The organism is Bacteroidales bacterium (assembly GCA_035342335.1).
In the GTDB taxonomy this organism is placed as follows: Bacteria; Bacteroidota; Bacteroidia; order Bacteroidales; family JAGONC01; genus JAGONC01.
On sequence record DAOQWY010000011.1, the window covers coordinates 23,986 to 40,078 of the forward strand.

The 16,093-nt window shown below is 50.0% G+C and carries 16 protein-coding genes; all 16 read right to left on the reverse strand.

Going from position 1 to position 16,093, the window contains the following annotated elements; all coding sequences use genetic code 11:
* Positions 1 to 108 precede the first annotated feature (108 nt).
* The 16 genes from PKI34_07135 to PKI34_07210 all read right to left on the reverse strand — a co-directional run bounded on the left by PKI34_07135 (position 109) and on the right by PKI34_07210 (position 16,077).
* A complete protein-coding gene (locus PKI34_07135; protein ID HNS17574.1) occupies positions 109 to 2,247 on the reverse strand; it encodes an adenylate/guanylate cyclase domain-containing protein in 2,139 nt (712 codons plus the stop codon).
* Positions 2,248 to 2,334: 87 nt separating this feature from the next.
* Entirely contained in the window at positions 2,335 to 3,507 is a 1,173-nt protein-coding gene (locus PKI34_07140; protein ID HNS17575.1) for a sigma-54 dependent transcriptional regulator, read from the reverse strand.
* 21 nt (positions 3,508 to 3,528) lie between these two features.
* Positions 3,529 to 4,734: a M48 family metallopeptidase gene (locus PKI34_07145; protein HNS17576.1), complete on the reverse strand. Its 1,206-nt coding sequence runs from the start codon at positions 4,732 to 4,734 to the stop codon at positions 3,529 to 3,531.
* A gap of 23 nt (positions 4,735 to 4,757) precedes the next feature.
* Positions 4,758 to 5,318, reverse strand: a complete 561-nt coding sequence (locus PKI34_07150) for a LemA family protein (protein HNS17577.1) — start codon at positions 5,316 to 5,318, stop codon at positions 4,758 to 4,760.
* 4 nt (positions 5,319 to 5,322) lie between these two features.
* The gene (locus tag PKI34_07155; protein ID HNS17578.1) at positions 5,323 to 5,718 is read right to left on the reverse strand and encodes a zf-TFIIB domain-containing protein; all 396 of its coding nucleotides are present in this window, start codon (positions 5,716 to 5,718) and stop codon (positions 5,323 to 5,325) included.
* Positions 5,719 to 5,827: 109 nt separating this feature from the next.
* A complete protein-coding gene (locus PKI34_07160) occupies positions 5,828 to 6,739 on the reverse strand; it encodes a dihydroorotate dehydrogenase (GenBank protein ID HNS17579.1) in 912 nt (303 codons plus the stop codon).
* Positions 6,727 to 7,500, reverse strand: a complete 774-nt coding sequence (locus tag PKI34_07165; protein HNS17580.1) for a dihydroorotate dehydrogenase electron transfer subunit — start codon at positions 7,498 to 7,500, stop codon at positions 6,727 to 6,729. The genes PKI34_07160 and PKI34_07165 overlap by 13 nt, the downstream gene beginning before the upstream one ends.
* A 48-nt stretch (positions 7,501 to 7,548) precedes the next feature.
* Positions 7,549 to 8,010 (reverse strand): DUF5606 domain-containing protein, encoded by a 462-nt coding sequence (locus tag PKI34_07170; protein HNS17581.1) that lies wholly within the window; start codon positions 8,008 to 8,010, stop codon positions 7,549 to 7,551.
* A gap of 183 nt (positions 8,011 to 8,193) precedes the next feature.
* Positions 8,194 to 9,087 carry a hypothetical protein gene (locus PKI34_07175; GenBank protein HNS17582.1) on the reverse strand — a complete coding sequence of 298 codons (894 nt, stop codon included), beginning with the start codon at positions 9,085 to 9,087 and terminating at the stop codon, positions 8,194 to 8,196.
* Positions 9,077 to 10,426, reverse strand: coding sequence for an adenylosuccinate lyase (gene purB / locus PKI34_07180; GenBank protein HNS17583.1), 1,350 nt, complete (start codon positions 10,424 to 10,426; stop codon positions 9,077 to 9,079). Before purB ends, PKI34_07175 begins: the two co-directional genes overlap by 11 nt.
* Positions 10,427 to 10,456: 30 nt before the next feature.
* Entirely contained in the window at positions 10,457 to 11,122 is a 666-nt protein-coding gene (locus PKI34_07185) for a hypothetical protein (protein HNS17584.1), read from the reverse strand.
* A 132-nt stretch (positions 11,123 to 11,254) separates the two neighbouring features.
* On the reverse strand, positions 11,255 to 11,764 hold the full coding sequence (locus PKI34_07190; protein HNS17585.1) for a flavodoxin: 510 nt from the start codon (positions 11,762 to 11,764) through the stop codon (positions 11,255 to 11,257).
* A 20-nt stretch (positions 11,765 to 11,784) separates the two neighbouring features.
* Entirely contained in the window at positions 11,785 to 13,758 is a 1,974-nt protein-coding gene (locus PKI34_07195) for a thiamine pyrophosphate-dependent enzyme (protein ID HNS17586.1), read from the reverse strand.
* Positions 13,759 to 13,948: 190 nt separating this feature from the next.
* The gene (locus tag PKI34_07200; protein ID HNS17587.1) at positions 13,949 to 14,278 is read right to left on the reverse strand and encodes an MGMT family protein; all 330 of its coding nucleotides are present in this window, start codon (positions 14,276 to 14,278) and stop codon (positions 13,949 to 13,951) included.
* Positions 14,278 to 14,976 (reverse strand): tRNA (guanosine(46)-N7)-methyltransferase TrmB, encoded by a 699-nt coding sequence (trmB, locus tag PKI34_07205; protein ID HNS17588.1) that lies wholly within the window; start codon positions 14,974 to 14,976, stop codon positions 14,278 to 14,280. Before trmB ends, PKI34_07200 begins: the two co-directional genes overlap by 1 nt.
* Before the next feature lie 51 nt (positions 14,977 to 15,027).
* Positions 15,028 to 16,077 carry an SPOR domain-containing protein gene (locus tag PKI34_07210; protein ID HNS17589.1) on the reverse strand — a complete coding sequence of 350 codons (1,050 nt, stop codon included), beginning with the start codon at positions 16,075 to 16,077 and terminating at the stop codon, positions 15,028 to 15,030.
* Between the last annotated feature and the right edge of the window lie 16 nt (positions 16,078 to 16,093).

The following is a 16,093-nucleotide window of genomic DNA, read 5'->3' on the forward strand; positions in this document are numbered from 1 at the left end:
GGGTGTGCGTTTGAGTGTGGGTGTGGGTGTGATAGAAAATGCAAAGATACTCATTTTTGAGACGGATTTGTCCGGATCACAAAGATAATACCGGTCGGGAGTGAAGGTTCAACCCTTGGAGTCGATCACTTCAATGCCATCCCAGTCGGAAGGGATCCCCGTACGGAGCATTTTTGCACAGCGGTTGATGTACAGTACCGCGGCTTTGTCGTGCATGTTGACCTCATGGATCGCCCTGAGCTCCTCCAGTGCTTTCTGAAAGTCCTTGTTCTTGTAATAATTGATGGCTTTGGCAAACTGGGCTTTGGTCTGGATCTTCAGCCGCTTGATGTCCTCCGGCTCCCCGTCGAGGACCTCAAAGATGTAGACTGCCTGCTTTTTACCTTTTACCTTCACAATATCGAGAAACCGGTAATTGTAAGCACTGGGATCATCCAGCTTGATCAGGGTATCTTCACTGATGATGATGGCACAACCGTAGATTTTTGTCAGGTTTTCCAGCCGGGAGGCGAGGTTGACAGCATCCGAGATGACGGTCCCGTCCATCCTGCCTTCGCCTCCGACCACCCCGAGCATCAGTTTACCGATGTGGATCCCGATGCCGCTGTCGATTTCCGGTTTGCCAAATTGTCCCATCACCTGGTTGAACTGTGCCAGTTTGATACGCATTTCGATGGAAGCATTGATGGCATCTCCCGGATTTTCCGGAAACAGGGCCATGATCGAGTCGCCCATGTACTTGTCGATGAACCCATTGTTGTTGCGAATGACGGGTTCCATGTATCCGAGGTAGTGATTCAGGAAATCAAAATTTTCCTTTGGTGTCATCGATTCCGATAGGTCGGTAAACCGTCGGATATCGGTGAACAGAATGGTCATCTCCTGCTGTACCTGGTCGCCGAGCTTGATATCCACGAAGCTTTCCTTGCCAAGGAAATCAAGGAACTGTTGCGGGATGAACCGTGAGTATGCCAGGTTCATCCGTGAGATATTATGGATGTAATCTTTGATCTTTTGCGACATTTCGTTGTATCCTTCCGTGAGCTGCCCGATCTCGTCGTTGGTCCTGACAATGCCGAAGTTGTTCAGTTTTCCTTCACCAGTCAGACGCATGTTCTCCAGCAGTTCGCTCACCGGACTGGCAATGTCCTGTGTGGTCCACCGGACGAAGAGGATGATATAGATGAAGGATACAAAGATACCGGCACCAATGCCGATGAACATGGAAATGTTGTCAATGGCATTGATATAGTAAAGGCTCCGGTAGGGGCTGTCAGCATCAATATTTTCAGGAAATCCGAAAAGCTGGGTGTAATCGCCCAGCAATATTTTCACCTGTTCAGGGGTGATTTCTTCCAGGTCCGCCACAGGGGTGAGACTCAGGAACAGATACAGGATCACGATGGTCAGGGGAAGGAGCGTGGTCATGATGCTTGACACCAGGAATCGGTTTCTGATTTTGCCGACTTTGAAATTAAAGATGCGGCGCCGGAGCTCCTCAGCTGTGAAAACGTGTTCAAGATACTTTATATGTACGCGATGCTTTTGCCAGAAGTAGACAAACAGAATCACCAGGACGGATGCAACAATGGATACATAAAAAAACTGGGAGAATATCTGTTTTTGGGTGTCGTCGGAGAAATGGGAAGGAGAGGAAAGAACAACGATCATGTAGATGGTCGTTGCCAGGTAGGCAAGCGTAAGAATCCCGCTGTTGATCAAAGGGGTTAAAAGCAGGTATTTCTTCGTAAAAAGAAATAATTTCCTGGAAATCTTCTTATTCTTGCGCTTGCGGATAAAATACCGTTTAAATGGCAGGTTGAACACAAATCCCAGGATGAAGCTCACCAGTAGTAATTTCAGCATTAGGTTGAGCGAGGTGGTCAGGGGACTTTTTTCGTTTGCAGTCGTCACCGGTCCGGGCAGGGTTGTGTTCTCCCGGTTGGATCCCATGGTTGCCTTTGGGCGGATCACTGTGTCGAAATCACCTTTTGACGGATTGAAAAAGATGGTCGTATCCAGAGGGGCATCTGCCAATGAATCAAGTTCCTCGATCAGGCTGTCGTTCGAAAATATCAGCGATCCGGATCCTGTTCGTCGCGAACGCAATTCACCTTTTTCGATCAGCTGGGGGGCATATTTCAGGGCAAGTACGGCAATAAAAGGGGTGATCAACAGGTAAAAGATGACCGTTGAGATCAGGTAGATCCGAAATCCGTAATACCGTGGCACCCTCGAGTATCTCATTGTCCAAGACTCCAAACAGTAATTATGAATAACTACAAATAACGACGAATAACCCTTTGTATCCCATCCTCTCCTTCTCCAAAAGCCTCACTGTCGCGACTGCTGCAATGGCTGCGCATACATCCTGACATCCTCCAGCGTGATCACCTGGTCGCAGAGGATGGCCAGCCTTTCCACCACGTTGCGCAGCTCGCGTACATTCCCTGTCCAGGGATAGGTTTTTAATTCTTCCAGGGCTTCGCTGCTGAAGCTCATCTGCGGTTTCCCTTCATTTTCGCAGATCATTTTCAGGAAGTGATCTGCGATCAGGGGAATGTCATCTTTTCGGTCTTTCAGCTCGGGAACATTGATCAGGATGACACTGATCCTATGGTACAGATCTTCCCTGAAGTTGCCCCTCCTGATCTCTTCCATAAGGTCTTTGTTGGTGGCAGCGATGATCCTGACATCCACCGCAATGTCCTTTTCACCTCCCACGCGCATGATCCGGTTTTCCTGAAGCGCCCTGAGCACCTTGGCCTGAGCGGAAAGACTCATGTCACCGATTTCATCCAGGAAAAGAGTCCCGCCATTGGCCTGTTCAAAATCCCCCTTGCGTTGTTTTATGGCAGAAGTAAACGATCCTTTCTCGTGACCAAACAGAACACTTTCGATCAGTTCAGAGGGAATTGCTGCACAGTTTACTTCGATGAAAGGTCCGAAAGATCGTTTGCTTTTTTCATGTAACCATCTGGCAACTAGTTCTTTACCGGTACCGTTCTTTCCGGTGATCAACACCCTGGCATCCGTGGAGGCCACTCGCTCGATCATTTCCTTGACATGTTGAATGGCCGGAGATTCCCCCACCATATCGTAGGCCTTGCTGACTTTTTTCTTAAGTGCTTTGGTTTCCGTGATGAGCGTGGATTTATCCAGGGCATTCCTCACCGTGATGAGCAGGCGGTTCAGGTCGAGGGGTTTGGCAATATAATCGTATGCTCCTTTTTTGATGGCATCCACGGCCGTTTCGATCGTTCCGTGTCCGGAGATCATCACCACAGGTGTGTCCGTCATCTGGAGGGTCTTCTCGAGCACTTCCATGCCATCCATCTGCGGCATCTTGATGTCGCAGAGGATCACATCGTAATGCGTCTGCCCGATCATTTCCAGTGCTGTCAGTCCGTCCACTGCATCGTCGACCTCATATTTCTCGTACTCGAGGATCTCCCTCAATGTATTACGGATGCTTCTTTCATCATCGACAACAAGGATCTTGGCCATAACTGCTTGTAAATTATATGTTCAAATCGTATGGGTTGTTCCACACTTTGGGCATTGCACCTGTTGAAGCGGGTAGCCGGGAGGAACTTTGATCCTGAGCCCGCAGGAACACCGGATGAACCGGTACTGATCCACTGTTTTCATGATGTCGCCCAGGTCCCGCTCATACTGCCGTCGGTCAAAGCCGGTCTCCTGTTCAGTCAATCCTGCCCGGAGGCCCATTTCTGTCGAGTCGGCCATGCCGGATCCGGGAATAATGGTGGTTCTGGTCTTTTTCACGGAGGAATAAGCTTCCTGATAATTTCTGAAGTTGGCGCCTCCTGCCATGCTTCGCAAAATTCGGATCCTTTCCGATATGGGAGGATGGGTGCTGGTCAGGTCGGCCATGGGGCGCCCCTTTGGTTTCAGCGGATTGACCGTATACATTGGGGCAGTGACCTGGTTGGCTGTTTCCAGATCCTGGGAGGAGCGGGCGATTTTTTCCAGGGCTGAAGCCAATCCTTCCGGGTAGCGTGTCAGCCTGGCGGCCGTAGCATCGGCCAGGTATTCCCGCTTGCGGGAGATGGAAAAATACAGCAGCTGGGCAAACAGGGGCGCCAAAACAGCCAGAAGAATGGCAATGATCAGGATGATGATCTGTCCCTGTCCCTTTGACGAATCAGACCGGCTTCTGCCGGCCGAGGAATAGAACATGCTGCGCGTGAATACCTGGGATATCATGACGATGACCCCGAGCATGATTCCTGCATAGGTCAAAAACTGAATGTCACGGTTAAGGATATGGCCTGTTTCATGAGCCACCACACCCTGAAGCTCATCCCGGTCCATCTGGGCAAGTAATCCTGCTGTGACGGCAATGACTGCATTTTCGGGATTTCTTCCGGTTGCGAATGCATTGGGTGCTTCGCTGTTGATGATGTAGATCTTTGGCATCACAGGAAGCTGACCTGCAACTTTCATCTCTTCCACAACATTGTAAAGTCGCGGATGGACATCCGGCGTGACTTCTTTGGCATTGCTGATGGAAAGCAGGATCTTACTGCCCGAGTAATAACTGACAAGGTTGAGCACAAGGGTTATCAGCAGGGCGAGGAAGACACCGATCACACCTCCGTTTTTGGGATCGATGTACAGACCGATGAAATAGCCCAACAGGACAAGGATAACACCCATGCCCATGAACAGCAGCAAAGATTTACGCCTGTTCAGGCGAATCAGTTCCCACATGGCCGGTTGATCGTTGGTTCCTGTTATTTCGTTGTAAAATCGGCTTTTGGTACTTCTCTTTCCGCTGGTATCTCTACTTCGAAGAATTCGTCCGGCGTGAAATTGAACATACCTGCAATGATGTTCGACGGGAACATCTGGATTTTGTTGTTGTAGGCAAGTACCTGGTCGTTGTAGTTCTGTCGTGCAAAAGAGATCTTGTTCTCGGTGGAGGTCAGCTCTTCCTGCAAGGCCATAAAATTCTGGCTGGCTTTCAGATCGGGATAAGCTTCCACGGCCACCCGCAGGTTACCCAGGGCTCCTGTCAGGTTGCTTTCAGCCTTGGCTTTTTCTCCGACGGTTTGTGCACCTATGGCAGCAGCACGTGCATTGGTGACACTTTCCAGGGTTTCGCGCTCGTGCTTCATATATCCCTTGACCGTTTCGATGAGGTTAGGGATGAGGTCGTGACGCCTCTTGAGTTGAACCTCAATTTGCGCCCACGCGTTCTTTACCTGGTTTCTTAATCGGATCAGCCCGTTGTAAAGGCCAACCACATACAACACAAGCAGGACAATGATTGCTAAAACGACTATTGCGAACATAATTTTAAGATTTAAGTTTATACTGGAACATATTTTTCAGCAGTTCAATGATTTCCTGGTTCGTCGGTGAGCATCCCTGTTCAATGATCTCCTGCAGTTCACCCTTGTCAAACCAGAGGCCATGGCCTTTCGGGCACTTGTCGATCGGTGTACCGGAGTCGATTCCCGCTTTTGCTTTCTGCATCTTTCTTCTGCAGATGGGGCATCTGAGTTTTTTTTCAGTTGAATGGGGATCGAGTTTAAAAGTGACCAGCAAAAGGTCTTTATTTTCCGTATACTCCAGCAGTAATTCCATCTCACCTGTATCAAGCCATAATCCGCAGCATTCCGTACAATAATCGACTTCCACCTGGTGCAGCTCCAGGACGATCATGGTTGATTTACAGTAGGGACATTTCATTCACTGAAGGGGATTATGGGAGCATAAAGATAGGTAAATCCCAAATTACAAGCACCAAGATCCAAACAAATCCCAAATTCCAGGATCTAAAATTCAAAAAAACCAAATTTCAATTTTCCAACGCTCCAATGATTTCCTTTACGCTGCCGCATCCATGCCGGATCAGGTACTCATCGATCCCTTCCACAATCTTCACCGGCGCCAAGGGGTCGATGAACAGGGCGGTTCCCACCTGGATGGCTGAAGCACCTGCCAGCAGGAATTCGATGGCGTCGGCAGTGTTCATGATTCCGCCAATTCCGATGATTGGCAGGCGGGATACACGGGTGACCTGCCAGACCATCCGTAAGGCGACGGGTTTGATGGCCGGTCCGGATAAGCCACCCGTTACTGTTGAGAGGACAGGGCGGCGCTTTTCAGCATCGATGGCCATACCCAGCAGTGTATTGATCAGTGAGAGCGCATCTGCTCCTGCGTCCTCAACGGCCAGGGCAATATCGCGGATGTCGGTCACGTTGGGCGTCAGCTTGACAATGAGTGTCCTGTCCCATACTTCCCTTACGGCTTTTGTAACGGCTGCGGCGGTCGAACAGCTTATCCCAAACGACATTCCTCCTTCCCTGACATTGGGACAGGATATGTTCAGTTCAATGGCCGGGATCCGCTCCAGTCTGCTGAGTTTTTCAGTTACGCTTACGTATTCTTCAAGAGTAGAGCCGTTCACGTTGGCTATGATCCTGGTATCCAGGTTTCGAATGCGGGGGTAAATGCTCTCAATGAAATAATCGACCCCTTTGTTTTGCAATCCAACGGAGTTGAGCATGCCGGAAGCAGTTTCGGCCATCCGGGGATATGGATTGCCTTCGCGGGATTTCAGCGTAAGGCCTTTGACAAAAATGGCACCAATACGGCTCACATCAAAGAATTCGGCCAGCTCCTCCCCGAAACCAGAGGTTCCGGAGGCCGTGGTCACGGGATTCCGAAGTTCAAGTTTGCCGATGGTTACCCTCAGGTCTGCCATTTTAGGTTGTTTACGTTAAAAACAGGTCCCTCCGTGCATACACACTGGTTTCCTTTTGCGGTCTCCACCACGCAGCAAAGGCATACGCCGAAACCACAGGCCATCAGATTTTCCAGTGAAACTTCACAGGGTACATTTTTTTTGGCTGCAATGGCTGCCACCGCCTTCATCATGGGCTCGGGACCACAGGCATAGACCATCGAAAAATTAAAATCATCCTTTCCGAAGATGGGATGCTGAGTGATCAAACCCTCCGAACCCAGCAGACCGTCCTCGGTGGTGACAAGGACTTCTCCGAACTGACAGAAAGTGTCGGCCAGCAATATATCCCCGGCCTGCTTGCCACCAAGCAGAAAGGTCATGGCAATTCCTTTCCTCCGGAGTTCCTTTCCTAACAGGATAAACGGAGCAATCCCCGAGCCTCCTCCGACGATAAGGGCATGCCCGTGTTCCGGCAGGCTGAAATGATTTCCCAGCGGGTAAATGATGTTGACGGACATACCCGCTTTCAATTCTCCCAGCCTTTTGGTCCCCTTGCCAATCATTTTGATCAAAAAACGGATCTTTTTGTGTTCATAATCTATGTCAAGGAAAGAAAAGGGTCGCCGCAGAAAAACTTCCCGGCTGTTGTCGATCCGGATCTCTGCAAACTGCCCCGGGAATACGCGGGGCAAATTATCTGGTGCGACGAGTTCCAGGATGTAACTGGTTTCATTTAACCAGAGGACATCAGTGATCAAACAATCCTGGATTCGCTTCATGAATGCGGGAGGTTAAACAAACGTGTATCCTTTAAGCAATGAATCCTTTCATTGTGCTGCATCCGTTGGAGCGTCTGTGGCCTCCGGTGCACTGCCATCTGTCTGTTCCTCCTTTTCAACATCCTCCGTAAAGTCAAGCATCTTCAGTTCTGCCAGTGCATTGTACCAGGAGAGCAGCTTTTTGATATCCGATGCATAAACTCGTTCCTGATCATACTCCGGCACCAGTTCCGCGAAATATTCCTTCAGGTCGACATTTTCTGACCGGGGGTCGGTCACGTGGTCCCCTGCCAGTTTTTCATAGATCTTTTTAAAGACATCTTTCAGGGGCATATCTTCACCGGTGGTGAACACACTGATCTCCTCAAGGGAGCTGATGCGTTCGCTTGCAAATGCCGTGGAACGTTTCCCGTCGGTGAGCGATTCCACTATGACTCCGTTTTTGGTCTGGCTGATCATTCTAAACAGACCGTGTCTGCCGGAAATCGCCAAAATTTTGCTTAGATCCATCATGGTGATACTTTTTTGCAAAGATAGGAATCTCTAATGAAAAGGGATTCAAATGTGTCATTGTTAAATTGTCAAATTGTCAAATTGTTAACTAGCTGCAAGCTGCAAGCCAATGCCAATCGTAAGTCGCCGACCTGCCGACCCGCCGACCTGCCGACCCGCCGACCTGCCGACCCGCCGACCTCAAATGATCCTGTAATTGCGATATTCCCCGATGCGCCAGCCGCTCAGGTGTTCGAATCCCTGCAGAAGACGGTTGATAACGCCAAACTTTTTACGGGTGGGATCGAAGGAGAATGCCCAGTTCATTTTTTTGATCCTGCCGGCCATGACCTGCGGATGGGAGCCGTTGAAGCGCCGTAACGAATCGATCACTGAGTAGTCGAATGCTTCAACCATCGGTATCTGCTCCCTGATCCAGGTATCTTCGTGCCAGTAGCGGTTGAAATTTTGTTGTTTCCGTTGCTGCACGGCAGGTGGTTTAACCCATCCGTAATGATAGATGGATGCATTGATCCTTTTTACGTTCAGTTTCCGGTTGTTGAGCCTGAAGCCCTGAGCATCCCTGTAGGAAACGATTCCAGGAAGGTTCCGTACGATCCGGACCTCCCGCCGATACCATTTTCTGGAGTCTCCAACAAAATCAAAGGAGCCATAAAAGTGAAGGTAATGGAAAAGGAGGCCTTCCACTTCGGGGACCTCTGCATACTGCTCAAGTGCCCGGCGGATTTCCGGCAGGTATTTTTCATGAACCACCTCATCACCCTGGATATAAAATGCCCACGTGCTGTCACCGGATAACTCGCGGTAAGCCTTGTCGGCTTCCAGCGCCAGAACACGGCCGCCTTCCCGGAGCGAATCATCCCACAGGGTGTTGATGATCCTGATTTTATCCGAAGGGATGCTGCGAATCAGATCGTACGTGGAGTCATCCGAGTTGCCGACAGCGACAATGAATTCATCGCAAAGGGGCAGGATGGAAGAGATCGCTTCCACCACGGGATAGTCATACAGAATGGCGTTCCGGATGAACGTAAAACCACTTACCCTGAAGGATTTGTGCTGTTCATTCTGCATGACCGGTGTAATTTTCCGGAGTGATCCTGAGCAACTCCTCCTTCACCTCGCTGGAAACCTTCAGGTTGCTGATAAATTCGTGAAGGATCTTTTTATCGATCTTTTTCCCGGTCCTGGTCAGTTCCTTCAGTGACTCATAAGGATCAGGGTGGTTCTCCCTTCGCAGGATCGTTTGCACGGCTTCCGCAATGACAGCCCAGTTATCCTCAAGATCGGCTCTCAGCCGCTTTTCATTGACGGATAATTTATTCATCCCTTTGATCAGGGATTTGATCGCGATGAGGCTGTGCGCAAACGGGACGCCTGCATTCCGCAAGACGGTGGAATCCGACAGGTCGCGTTGCAGGCGGGAAACCGGTAACTTGGCAGCCAGATGCTCAAGGATGGCGTTGGCCATACCCAGGTTGCCTTCTGCATTCTCAAAATCAATGGGATTGATCTTATGAGGCATCGTTGAAGAGCCTGTTTCACCCTTGTTGATCTGCTGGGTAAAATAATCCATGGAAACATACATCCACATATCCCTTGCGAAATCCAGCAGAATGGTATTGATGCGCTTCAGGTTATCACAGATCGCGGCGAAATAGTCATAATGTTCTATCTGTGTGGTTGTTGAGTAACGTTTCAATCCAAGTTTTTCCACGACGAACCTGTTGGCAAATCCGATCCAGTCGATTTGCGGGTAGGCGGCATAGTGAGCATTCAGATTACCGGTTGCGCCTCCGAATTTTGCAGCGTGGGGAATCTTTTCCAGCATCCGGATCTGGTTCCCGAGCCGTTCGGTGAACACGCGGATCTCTTTTCCGAGCAGTGTAGGGGAGGCGGGCTGTCCGTGGGTATGGGCAAGCATCGGAATATGATTCCACTCTTTCGCCTTGTCTTTTAATGTATGGAGAAGTTCATTCAGCAGGGGAGACAAGGCATCATCCAGTGCATCTTTGACCGACAGCGGTGTGGCGGTGTTGTTGATGTCCTGTGAAGTCAGGCCAAAATGAATGAATTCCTTGTATTTCCCAAGTCCCAGTTTTGTGAACCGGTTTTTCAGGTAGTATTCGACTGCTTTTACATCATGGTTGGTGGTGTTTTCGATCTCTTTGACTTCCAGGGCATCTTCCGGTGTGAAATCAAGGTAGATCCTGCGCAGATCCAAGAATTTCAGGGGTTCGAAAGAAGCAAGCTGCTCCAGGGGGATCTCGCAGAGTGCAATGAAATATTCCACTTCCACCAAGAGGCGGTACCCGATCAGGGCAGCTTCTGAAAAGTAGCTGGCAAGGCTTTCCGTCTTGTCGCGATAACGGCCATCGATGGGGGAGATGGCAGTAAGGGCAGATAATTTCATGATGCGGTGAATTAAGTCATTATCAAGGTGTTATTTTTCGACGAACCAGCCGAAAAGCAGGGATATAGTGCCAATGGGACTGTTGTAATTGCTGCCCTCATAATAATCATGCATGGTTCCGCCCTGCTGGTACTGCTTGTCTATTCCAGTCACGTATCGATATCCTGCTCCGGCATTTAATTTAAACCATTTCGTAACATTCACCTCCACCTCAACCTGTGGGATCAGCGCAAAGAACTGGTCTTTCGCTTTCCTGTCTTCCGGATCCCAGTCGTAGTCATCCCCGTCATAGAGAGAGATCTCGCCGAAGCCTATTTTAAGGCTGGTGCTAAAGTGAAAAGCCTTATATGAATCCAGCAGGTAACCCAGCCACAATCCCCCGTGACCAAATGACACTTTTGGTTCCTCCATATCGGTGACATCGCTCAGATCATACCGGTAATGACCGGTGGTGAGCCCTTCTCCATAGCCCCCGATGTAGAAGGTCTGATTGAATATAATGGCACCTCCTCCACCCACGCACACTGCAAAATCATCTTCCAAGCCTGAAAATTCAACAATGGGGCCAATGAGTCCGGAGATGGATGGCCGGTCCTCACCTCCCAGAATATACTGCATCTCTTTTTCTTCCTGTGAAAACGTGATGGAGGGGAGCAGGATCAGCATGCCTGCAACCAGAATAAAACTCTTTTTCATGACAGATATTTTTTGTGATGGATAATGATCATGTAAAAATACATCAAACCCCTCTCTTTGAAAAGAAAGGAACGGTGAAATGACGAAAATTCGTACGGAAAAGCGAAAAAGGACGATGAAAAGGAAGATGCGTTACATTCTGAACTCATCTTTCAGCTGCTGACACCATTCTTTGATCCTTTTCTCCGTCTGTTCAGGCTGGTTGGTATAATCAAGGACCAGTCCGGCAAAATGATCTCCCTCCAGCGCTTTTGATCGGATGAAATGATAGTCTTTCGCAGGATAATGGCCAATGATCCTGGCCCCTTTGTCCTTAAGAAATCTGGCAAGGATCCCGACTCCGTCGGCAAAATTCTGCGGATACCCTACCTGGTCGGCCGGGCCGAATAGTGCGATGGTTTTGCCCGTAAAATCCATTTCCTCCATGGCAGGCAGAAACTCGTCCCAGTAATTGGGCAGTTCTCCGTCGAACCAGGTGGAGACGCCCAGGATCATGTACGGGTAAGACAGGAAGACATGTTCTTCAATGGTTTCCAGATTGATCTTATCGATGTTCTTCTCACCCAGTTCTTTGGCAATGCGTTCGGCCGCATCGGATGTATGCCTGGTGTTGAAGCTGTAAAAGAGGCCGGTTGGGTTCATGGTTATTCGTGGTTATGTGTTCAGTACTCCAGCAACTTCTTAACTGCCTGGTAGATTTTTTCCGTATCCGGCAATATGGCGCGTTCAAGGATCCGGTTGAAACCGACGGGTGTAAAGGTTGATCCCACACGTTCCACCGGGCCGTCAAGGTATTCAAAGGCGTCCTGTGCGATCATGGCGGCCACTTCGGCGCCGAATCCTGAAAAGACCTTGTCTTCTTGCACTACCAGTGCCTTGCCTGTCTTTTTGACTGATTGGAGGATCATTTCCCTGTCGAGGGGGATGAGCGATCTCAGGTCGATCACCTCCACTTCCGCTCCCGTGTCTTTTTGGATACGGTCGGCGGCAGCCGTGGCCAGGTGGACAGTGTTGCCGTATGTAATCAGGGTAAGGTCTTTCCCGGGGCGGCGGATGCGGGCCCTGCCAAAGGGAACTTCAAAATCAGCGGGTACCGGCGCTTCTGCCGCCGGATCATTGTAGAGCGCCTTGGGCTCCATGAAAACCGTCACCCCCCCGGAACGAATGCTCGTCCGGAGCAACCCTGCCGCGTCATCCGCATAGGAGGGATAGACAATGCGGATTCCGGGCAGCGTGGTCAGCGCACCTTCAATGTTCTGCGAATGGTATAATCCACCTCCGATATAGCCACCTGATGCCAGCCTGATGGTGATGTTGGGCGAGAACTGACCGTTCGACCTCCAGTAGTCGTGGGAGGTGTCGACCAGTTGCTCGATAGCGGGCCAGAAATAATCCGCAAACTCAGCACCCTCCACCACGACGCGTATCTTCCGGTCAAAGCGGCTCATGCCATTGGCTGTGGCGACAATGTAGTCTTCCGCGATCGGGGCATTGAAGACCCTTCCGCGGCCAAATTCCTGCTGCATCCCTTTTGTGACATTGAAAATGCCACCTTTTTCCTTGCTGGCAATATCCTGGCCCCAGATGAACGTGTCGGGGTTATGGCGGAATTCAGCCTTCATGGTTTCATTCAGTGCTTCGATCAGCCGAAGTTTTTTTCCGGTACCATCGGGCAGACCATCAGGGTACTTCTCCGGCCGGTAGGGTTCAGGGGAAACAAAATCGAAGATACTGGCCGGATCCGGATCAGGGGAAGCGAGTACTTTTTTGTGTGCTTCCTTGACGATGGCTTTGGCTTCGTTTTCGATGCCGGTGATCTCTTCTTCCGTCATCCGGTCATAGCGGAGTAAAAGCCTTCTGAATTTAGCCAGCGGATCATATTCCCTCACATAATTCATTTCAAAGTCATCGCGGTAAAGTTCGTGCCGGTCGCTATTGGAGTGGGACCCGATGCGGATGCAGTTGGCGTGGACCATCACCGGCTCACCGTGTTGCAGCACATGCCTTTTTGCTTCGACCATAGCGTTGACTGAATCAAATACATCTTTGCCATTGCAGTAGATGATCCTCAGGTTCAGGAAGCCTGAGAAGTTCTCAGCCACTTTGCGGTTTGCGGTCTGTTCCGCTTTGGGGACCGAGATCCCGTAGCCATTGTCCTGGATCACAAAGATGACGGGAAGCCGTTCGTTGGAAGATCCGTTGATGGCCTCATACACATATCCTTCTGATACAGACGATTCTCCCTGCGAAGAGATGGCGGCTCCCTGTTGCTTGTAGTATTTGATGGCCCGCGCCACACCCGCTGCCTGGGAGGCGTGATTTCCGGTACAGGAAGAAACATTGTGGATGTTCCATTCCGGTTTCGCAAAATGATTCGACATATGGCGGCCCCCACCTGCAATGTCCAGCTTTTTCGAAAGCCCGTTCAGGATGATTTCCTGTGCTGTCATTCCTGCAGAAAGGACGGTCAGCATGTCACGGTAGTAAGGAAACAGATGGTCGGTATGCCGGTCAAAGACCTGGCCAATGGCGAGTTGAATACCATCGTGCCCGGCGTAGGGTGCATGGTAGGACCAACCCAGTGCCTGCTTCAGGTAATTGGGAGCCCGGTCATCCAGCAGACGGCCGATCGTCATCAAGCGGAACCAGTTCCGGAGAATCTCCTTATCCGTGTTCCTGATCGTCAGTTTTTCTTTTGAAGAAGCTTCGAAAATATTCCAGTTTTCCACGCGCTTGAAATAAGATTTGTTCACGGGTTCGTGCAAATATACAAACAAAAATAAGCTGCAAAAAGTTTCACCGCTGACGGTTCTTTCCGGGGTGTCGTCAAAGCTCTTTCGCCGGATCCCAAAAGTGCTTTTCAAAGTCGGCGATCTGATCGTCAATGACCTGTATTCCTTCACTCTCCAGGAGTTGCCGCATAACATCCGGACCGCCGAAATGATGCTTTCCGGTAAGGATCCCAATCCTGTTAACCACACGGTGGGCTGGAATCTCGACGGTGGAGCTGTGGGATTGGTTCATGGCCCATCCCACCATCCGGGCAGAACCTTCGGTGCCCAGGTATCGTGCAATCGCCCGGTAAGAGGTAACACGGCCATAGGGAATCTGCCTGACAACAGCATAGACTTTTGCAAAAAAGGAAGGATTTTCCATCAGGGTCTTAAGATTTTGTCGCCGGGAATTTCTCTCAGCCGGAAACGGAGATAAAAAATGGGCTTACCCTGCTCCAGCCACATTTTTTCATAAAATGTCTGAATTTCGTCGGCCGGTTCTTTCAGGTTTTCCTTGTACAAATCGCAGATGTGATAGAGCAGCGAATGATTTTCCCTGGTTATCGTATCGCGTGTGTATTCAAACAGTCCGGGGTCATCGGTCTTGAGATGGATCACATGCCCGGGCTTCAGGATAGGAGCGTAGCTTTCCAGAAAACGGGGAGAAGTAAGGCGCTGCCTGGCTTTGCTTTTTTTGGGCTTGGGATCAGGGAAGGTGATCCATAATTCATCAACTTCCTGTGGACCGAAAAAATATCCGATATGTTCAACGGCACAGCGGATGAAGGCAACATTGGGAAATCCCTCTTCCTGGGCCGTTTTAAGCCCCCTCCATAACCGGGCACCCTTAAGATCCATGCCGATGAAATTTTTTTCAGGCGTTCGGCTGGCCAGGCCGGTAGTATATTCCCCTTTGCCGCAGCCCAGTTCGAGTATGATGGGAGCTTCATTCCTGAAAAAATCCAGGTTCCACCTGCCTTTCAAACCAAAACCCTCGGTTATGAGATGCTCGTAGGTGGGTTGAAACAGGTTCGGGAAGGTGTCATTTTCAATGAATCGCTCCCGCTTTTTTTTTGCCACGTGAATGAATGCTGAATGATGGGGCAAAGATAAAAGAAAAAGGCAGCTGGTTCATTCGACCATCAGCCAGGCCTGTGGATCCTCGTTCTGCCGGATGGTATCCAGGGCGCGGAGTGCCTGTTTTTTGTCAGCATATACTCCGTAGCAGACCCGGTAGAGTCCGCCTTTTGTCCGTCCGGCCCTCCTGGCGTCATAGCCTTTGTTTTTTAGCCGGGTTTCAAGTGAACTTGCATTTATTTCATCTTTGAAGGCCCCGGCAATGATATAGAACTGTTTTGTGGCCACCGTCGAAACGGATGGCGTAACAACAGGTGTAACAGCAGGTGTGTCAATGGGTGTAACCGCTGGTGTAACCGCCGGTGGAACAATCTCCGGTTCATCTCCGGATTCAATGATTTCAGGCGGGGAAGCAGCAGTAGTCAAATCGACGGTGGATTTTTGTTCCACCGGGGTATCTGAAAAAACAGGTGGTTGCTGGTGTGAGGCTCTGATCAGGGGAACAATGCCCGAATAATGGGTGTAGATGTCCTTAAAAAGCGGTGAGTGGTAATAGCCCCAGGATGCTATGACCGCAAGCAGGATGGAAGTGAACACCACCCGAGGCAGGATCTTCGTGTTGTTTGACTTTACAGCGGATCTTTTTTCCGGTGCCGGGCGTTTCACCGTTCTTGCTTTTTTGCCTGCCGGAGGAGGAGCCACAAGGCTGGTCAGTCCATAAGCCTCTTCCAGGAAGTTGGTCTCCTGGAAGGGGATGAATTCGAGCTTTCCCTCCTTATTGAATGAAAAGGTTCCGATTTGTGCGAATACGACTGATTTATTCTCTTTCAAAGCGTTCAGACACTGTGTGGTAAACTGCTGAATACGAAACATCGACTCCTGATAGGATATCTTCTCCATTTCGGCGATGTAATTTGCCAGCAGGCCATCGTTGGTCTGAAGCCGCACATTGAAGAGGATGCGCTTTGAGGGCGGATGAAGCATCCGGTGTGTGGGATGCATGCGGGAGGGTGTATAACTGGCAACGAATCCCCCGAATTCCTGAAGAATGATGCAATCGTTACTGTATAAAAGATCACAGATATATCCGTCGATCGTTTTCATGCCTGGTTTTCTATAA

Coding starts and splice junctions, on each gene's coding strand:
- PKI34_07185 (HNS17584.1), bottom strand. CDS start 11,122: ATGAAAAAGAGTTTTATTCTGGTTGCAGGCATGCTGATCCTGCTCCCC.
- PKI34_07140 (HNS17575.1), bottom strand. CDS start 3,507: ATGGCCAAGATCCTTGTTGTCGATGATGAAAGAAGCATCCGTAATACA.
- PKI34_07145 (HNS17576.1), bottom strand. CDS start 4,734: ATGTGGGAACTGATTCGCCTGAACAGGCGTAAATCTTTGCTGCTGTTC.
- PKI34_07170 (HNS17581.1), bottom strand. CDS start 8,010: ATGGATCTAAGCAAAATTTTGGCGATTTCCGGCAGACACGGTCTGTTT.
- PKI34_07190 (HNS17585.1), bottom strand. CDS start 11,764: ATGAACCCAACCGGCCTCTTTTACAGCTTCAACACCAGGCATACATCC.
- PKI34_07210 (HNS17589.1), bottom strand. CDS start 16,077: ATGAAAACGATCGACGGATATATCTGTGATCTTTTATACAGTAACGAT.
- PKI34_07175 (HNS17582.1), bottom strand. CDS start 9,087: ATGCAGAATGAACAGCACAAATCCTTCAGGGTAAGTGGTTTTACGTTC.
- purB (HNS17583.1), bottom strand. CDS start 10,426: ATGAAATTATCTGCCCTTACTGCCATCTCCCCCATCGATGGCCGTTAT.
- PKI34_07155 (HNS17578.1), bottom strand. CDS start 5,718: ATGAAATGTCCCTACTGTAAATCAACCATGATCGTCCTGGAGCTGCAC.
- PKI34_07165 (HNS17580.1), bottom strand. CDS start 7,500: ATGAAGCGAATCCAGGATTGTTTGATCACTGATGTCCTCTGGTTAAAT.
- PKI34_07135 (HNS17574.1), bottom strand. CDS start 2,247: ATGAGATACTCGAGGGTGCCACGGTATTACGGATTTCGGATCTACCTG.
- PKI34_07195 (HNS17586.1), bottom strand. CDS start 13,758: ATGACGATCGGCCGTCTGCTGGATGACCGGGCTCCCAATTACCTGAAG.
- PKI34_07200 (HNS17587.1), bottom strand. CDS start 14,278: ATGGAAAATCCTTCCTTTTTTGCAAAAGTCTATGCTGTTGTCAGGCAG.
- PKI34_07160 (HNS17579.1), bottom strand. CDS start 6,739: ATGGCAGACCTGAGGGTAACCATCGGCAAACTTGAACTTCGGAATCCC.
- PKI34_07150 (HNS17577.1), bottom strand. CDS start 5,318: ATGTTCGCAATAGTCGTTTTAGCAATCATTGTCCTGCTTGTGTTGTAT.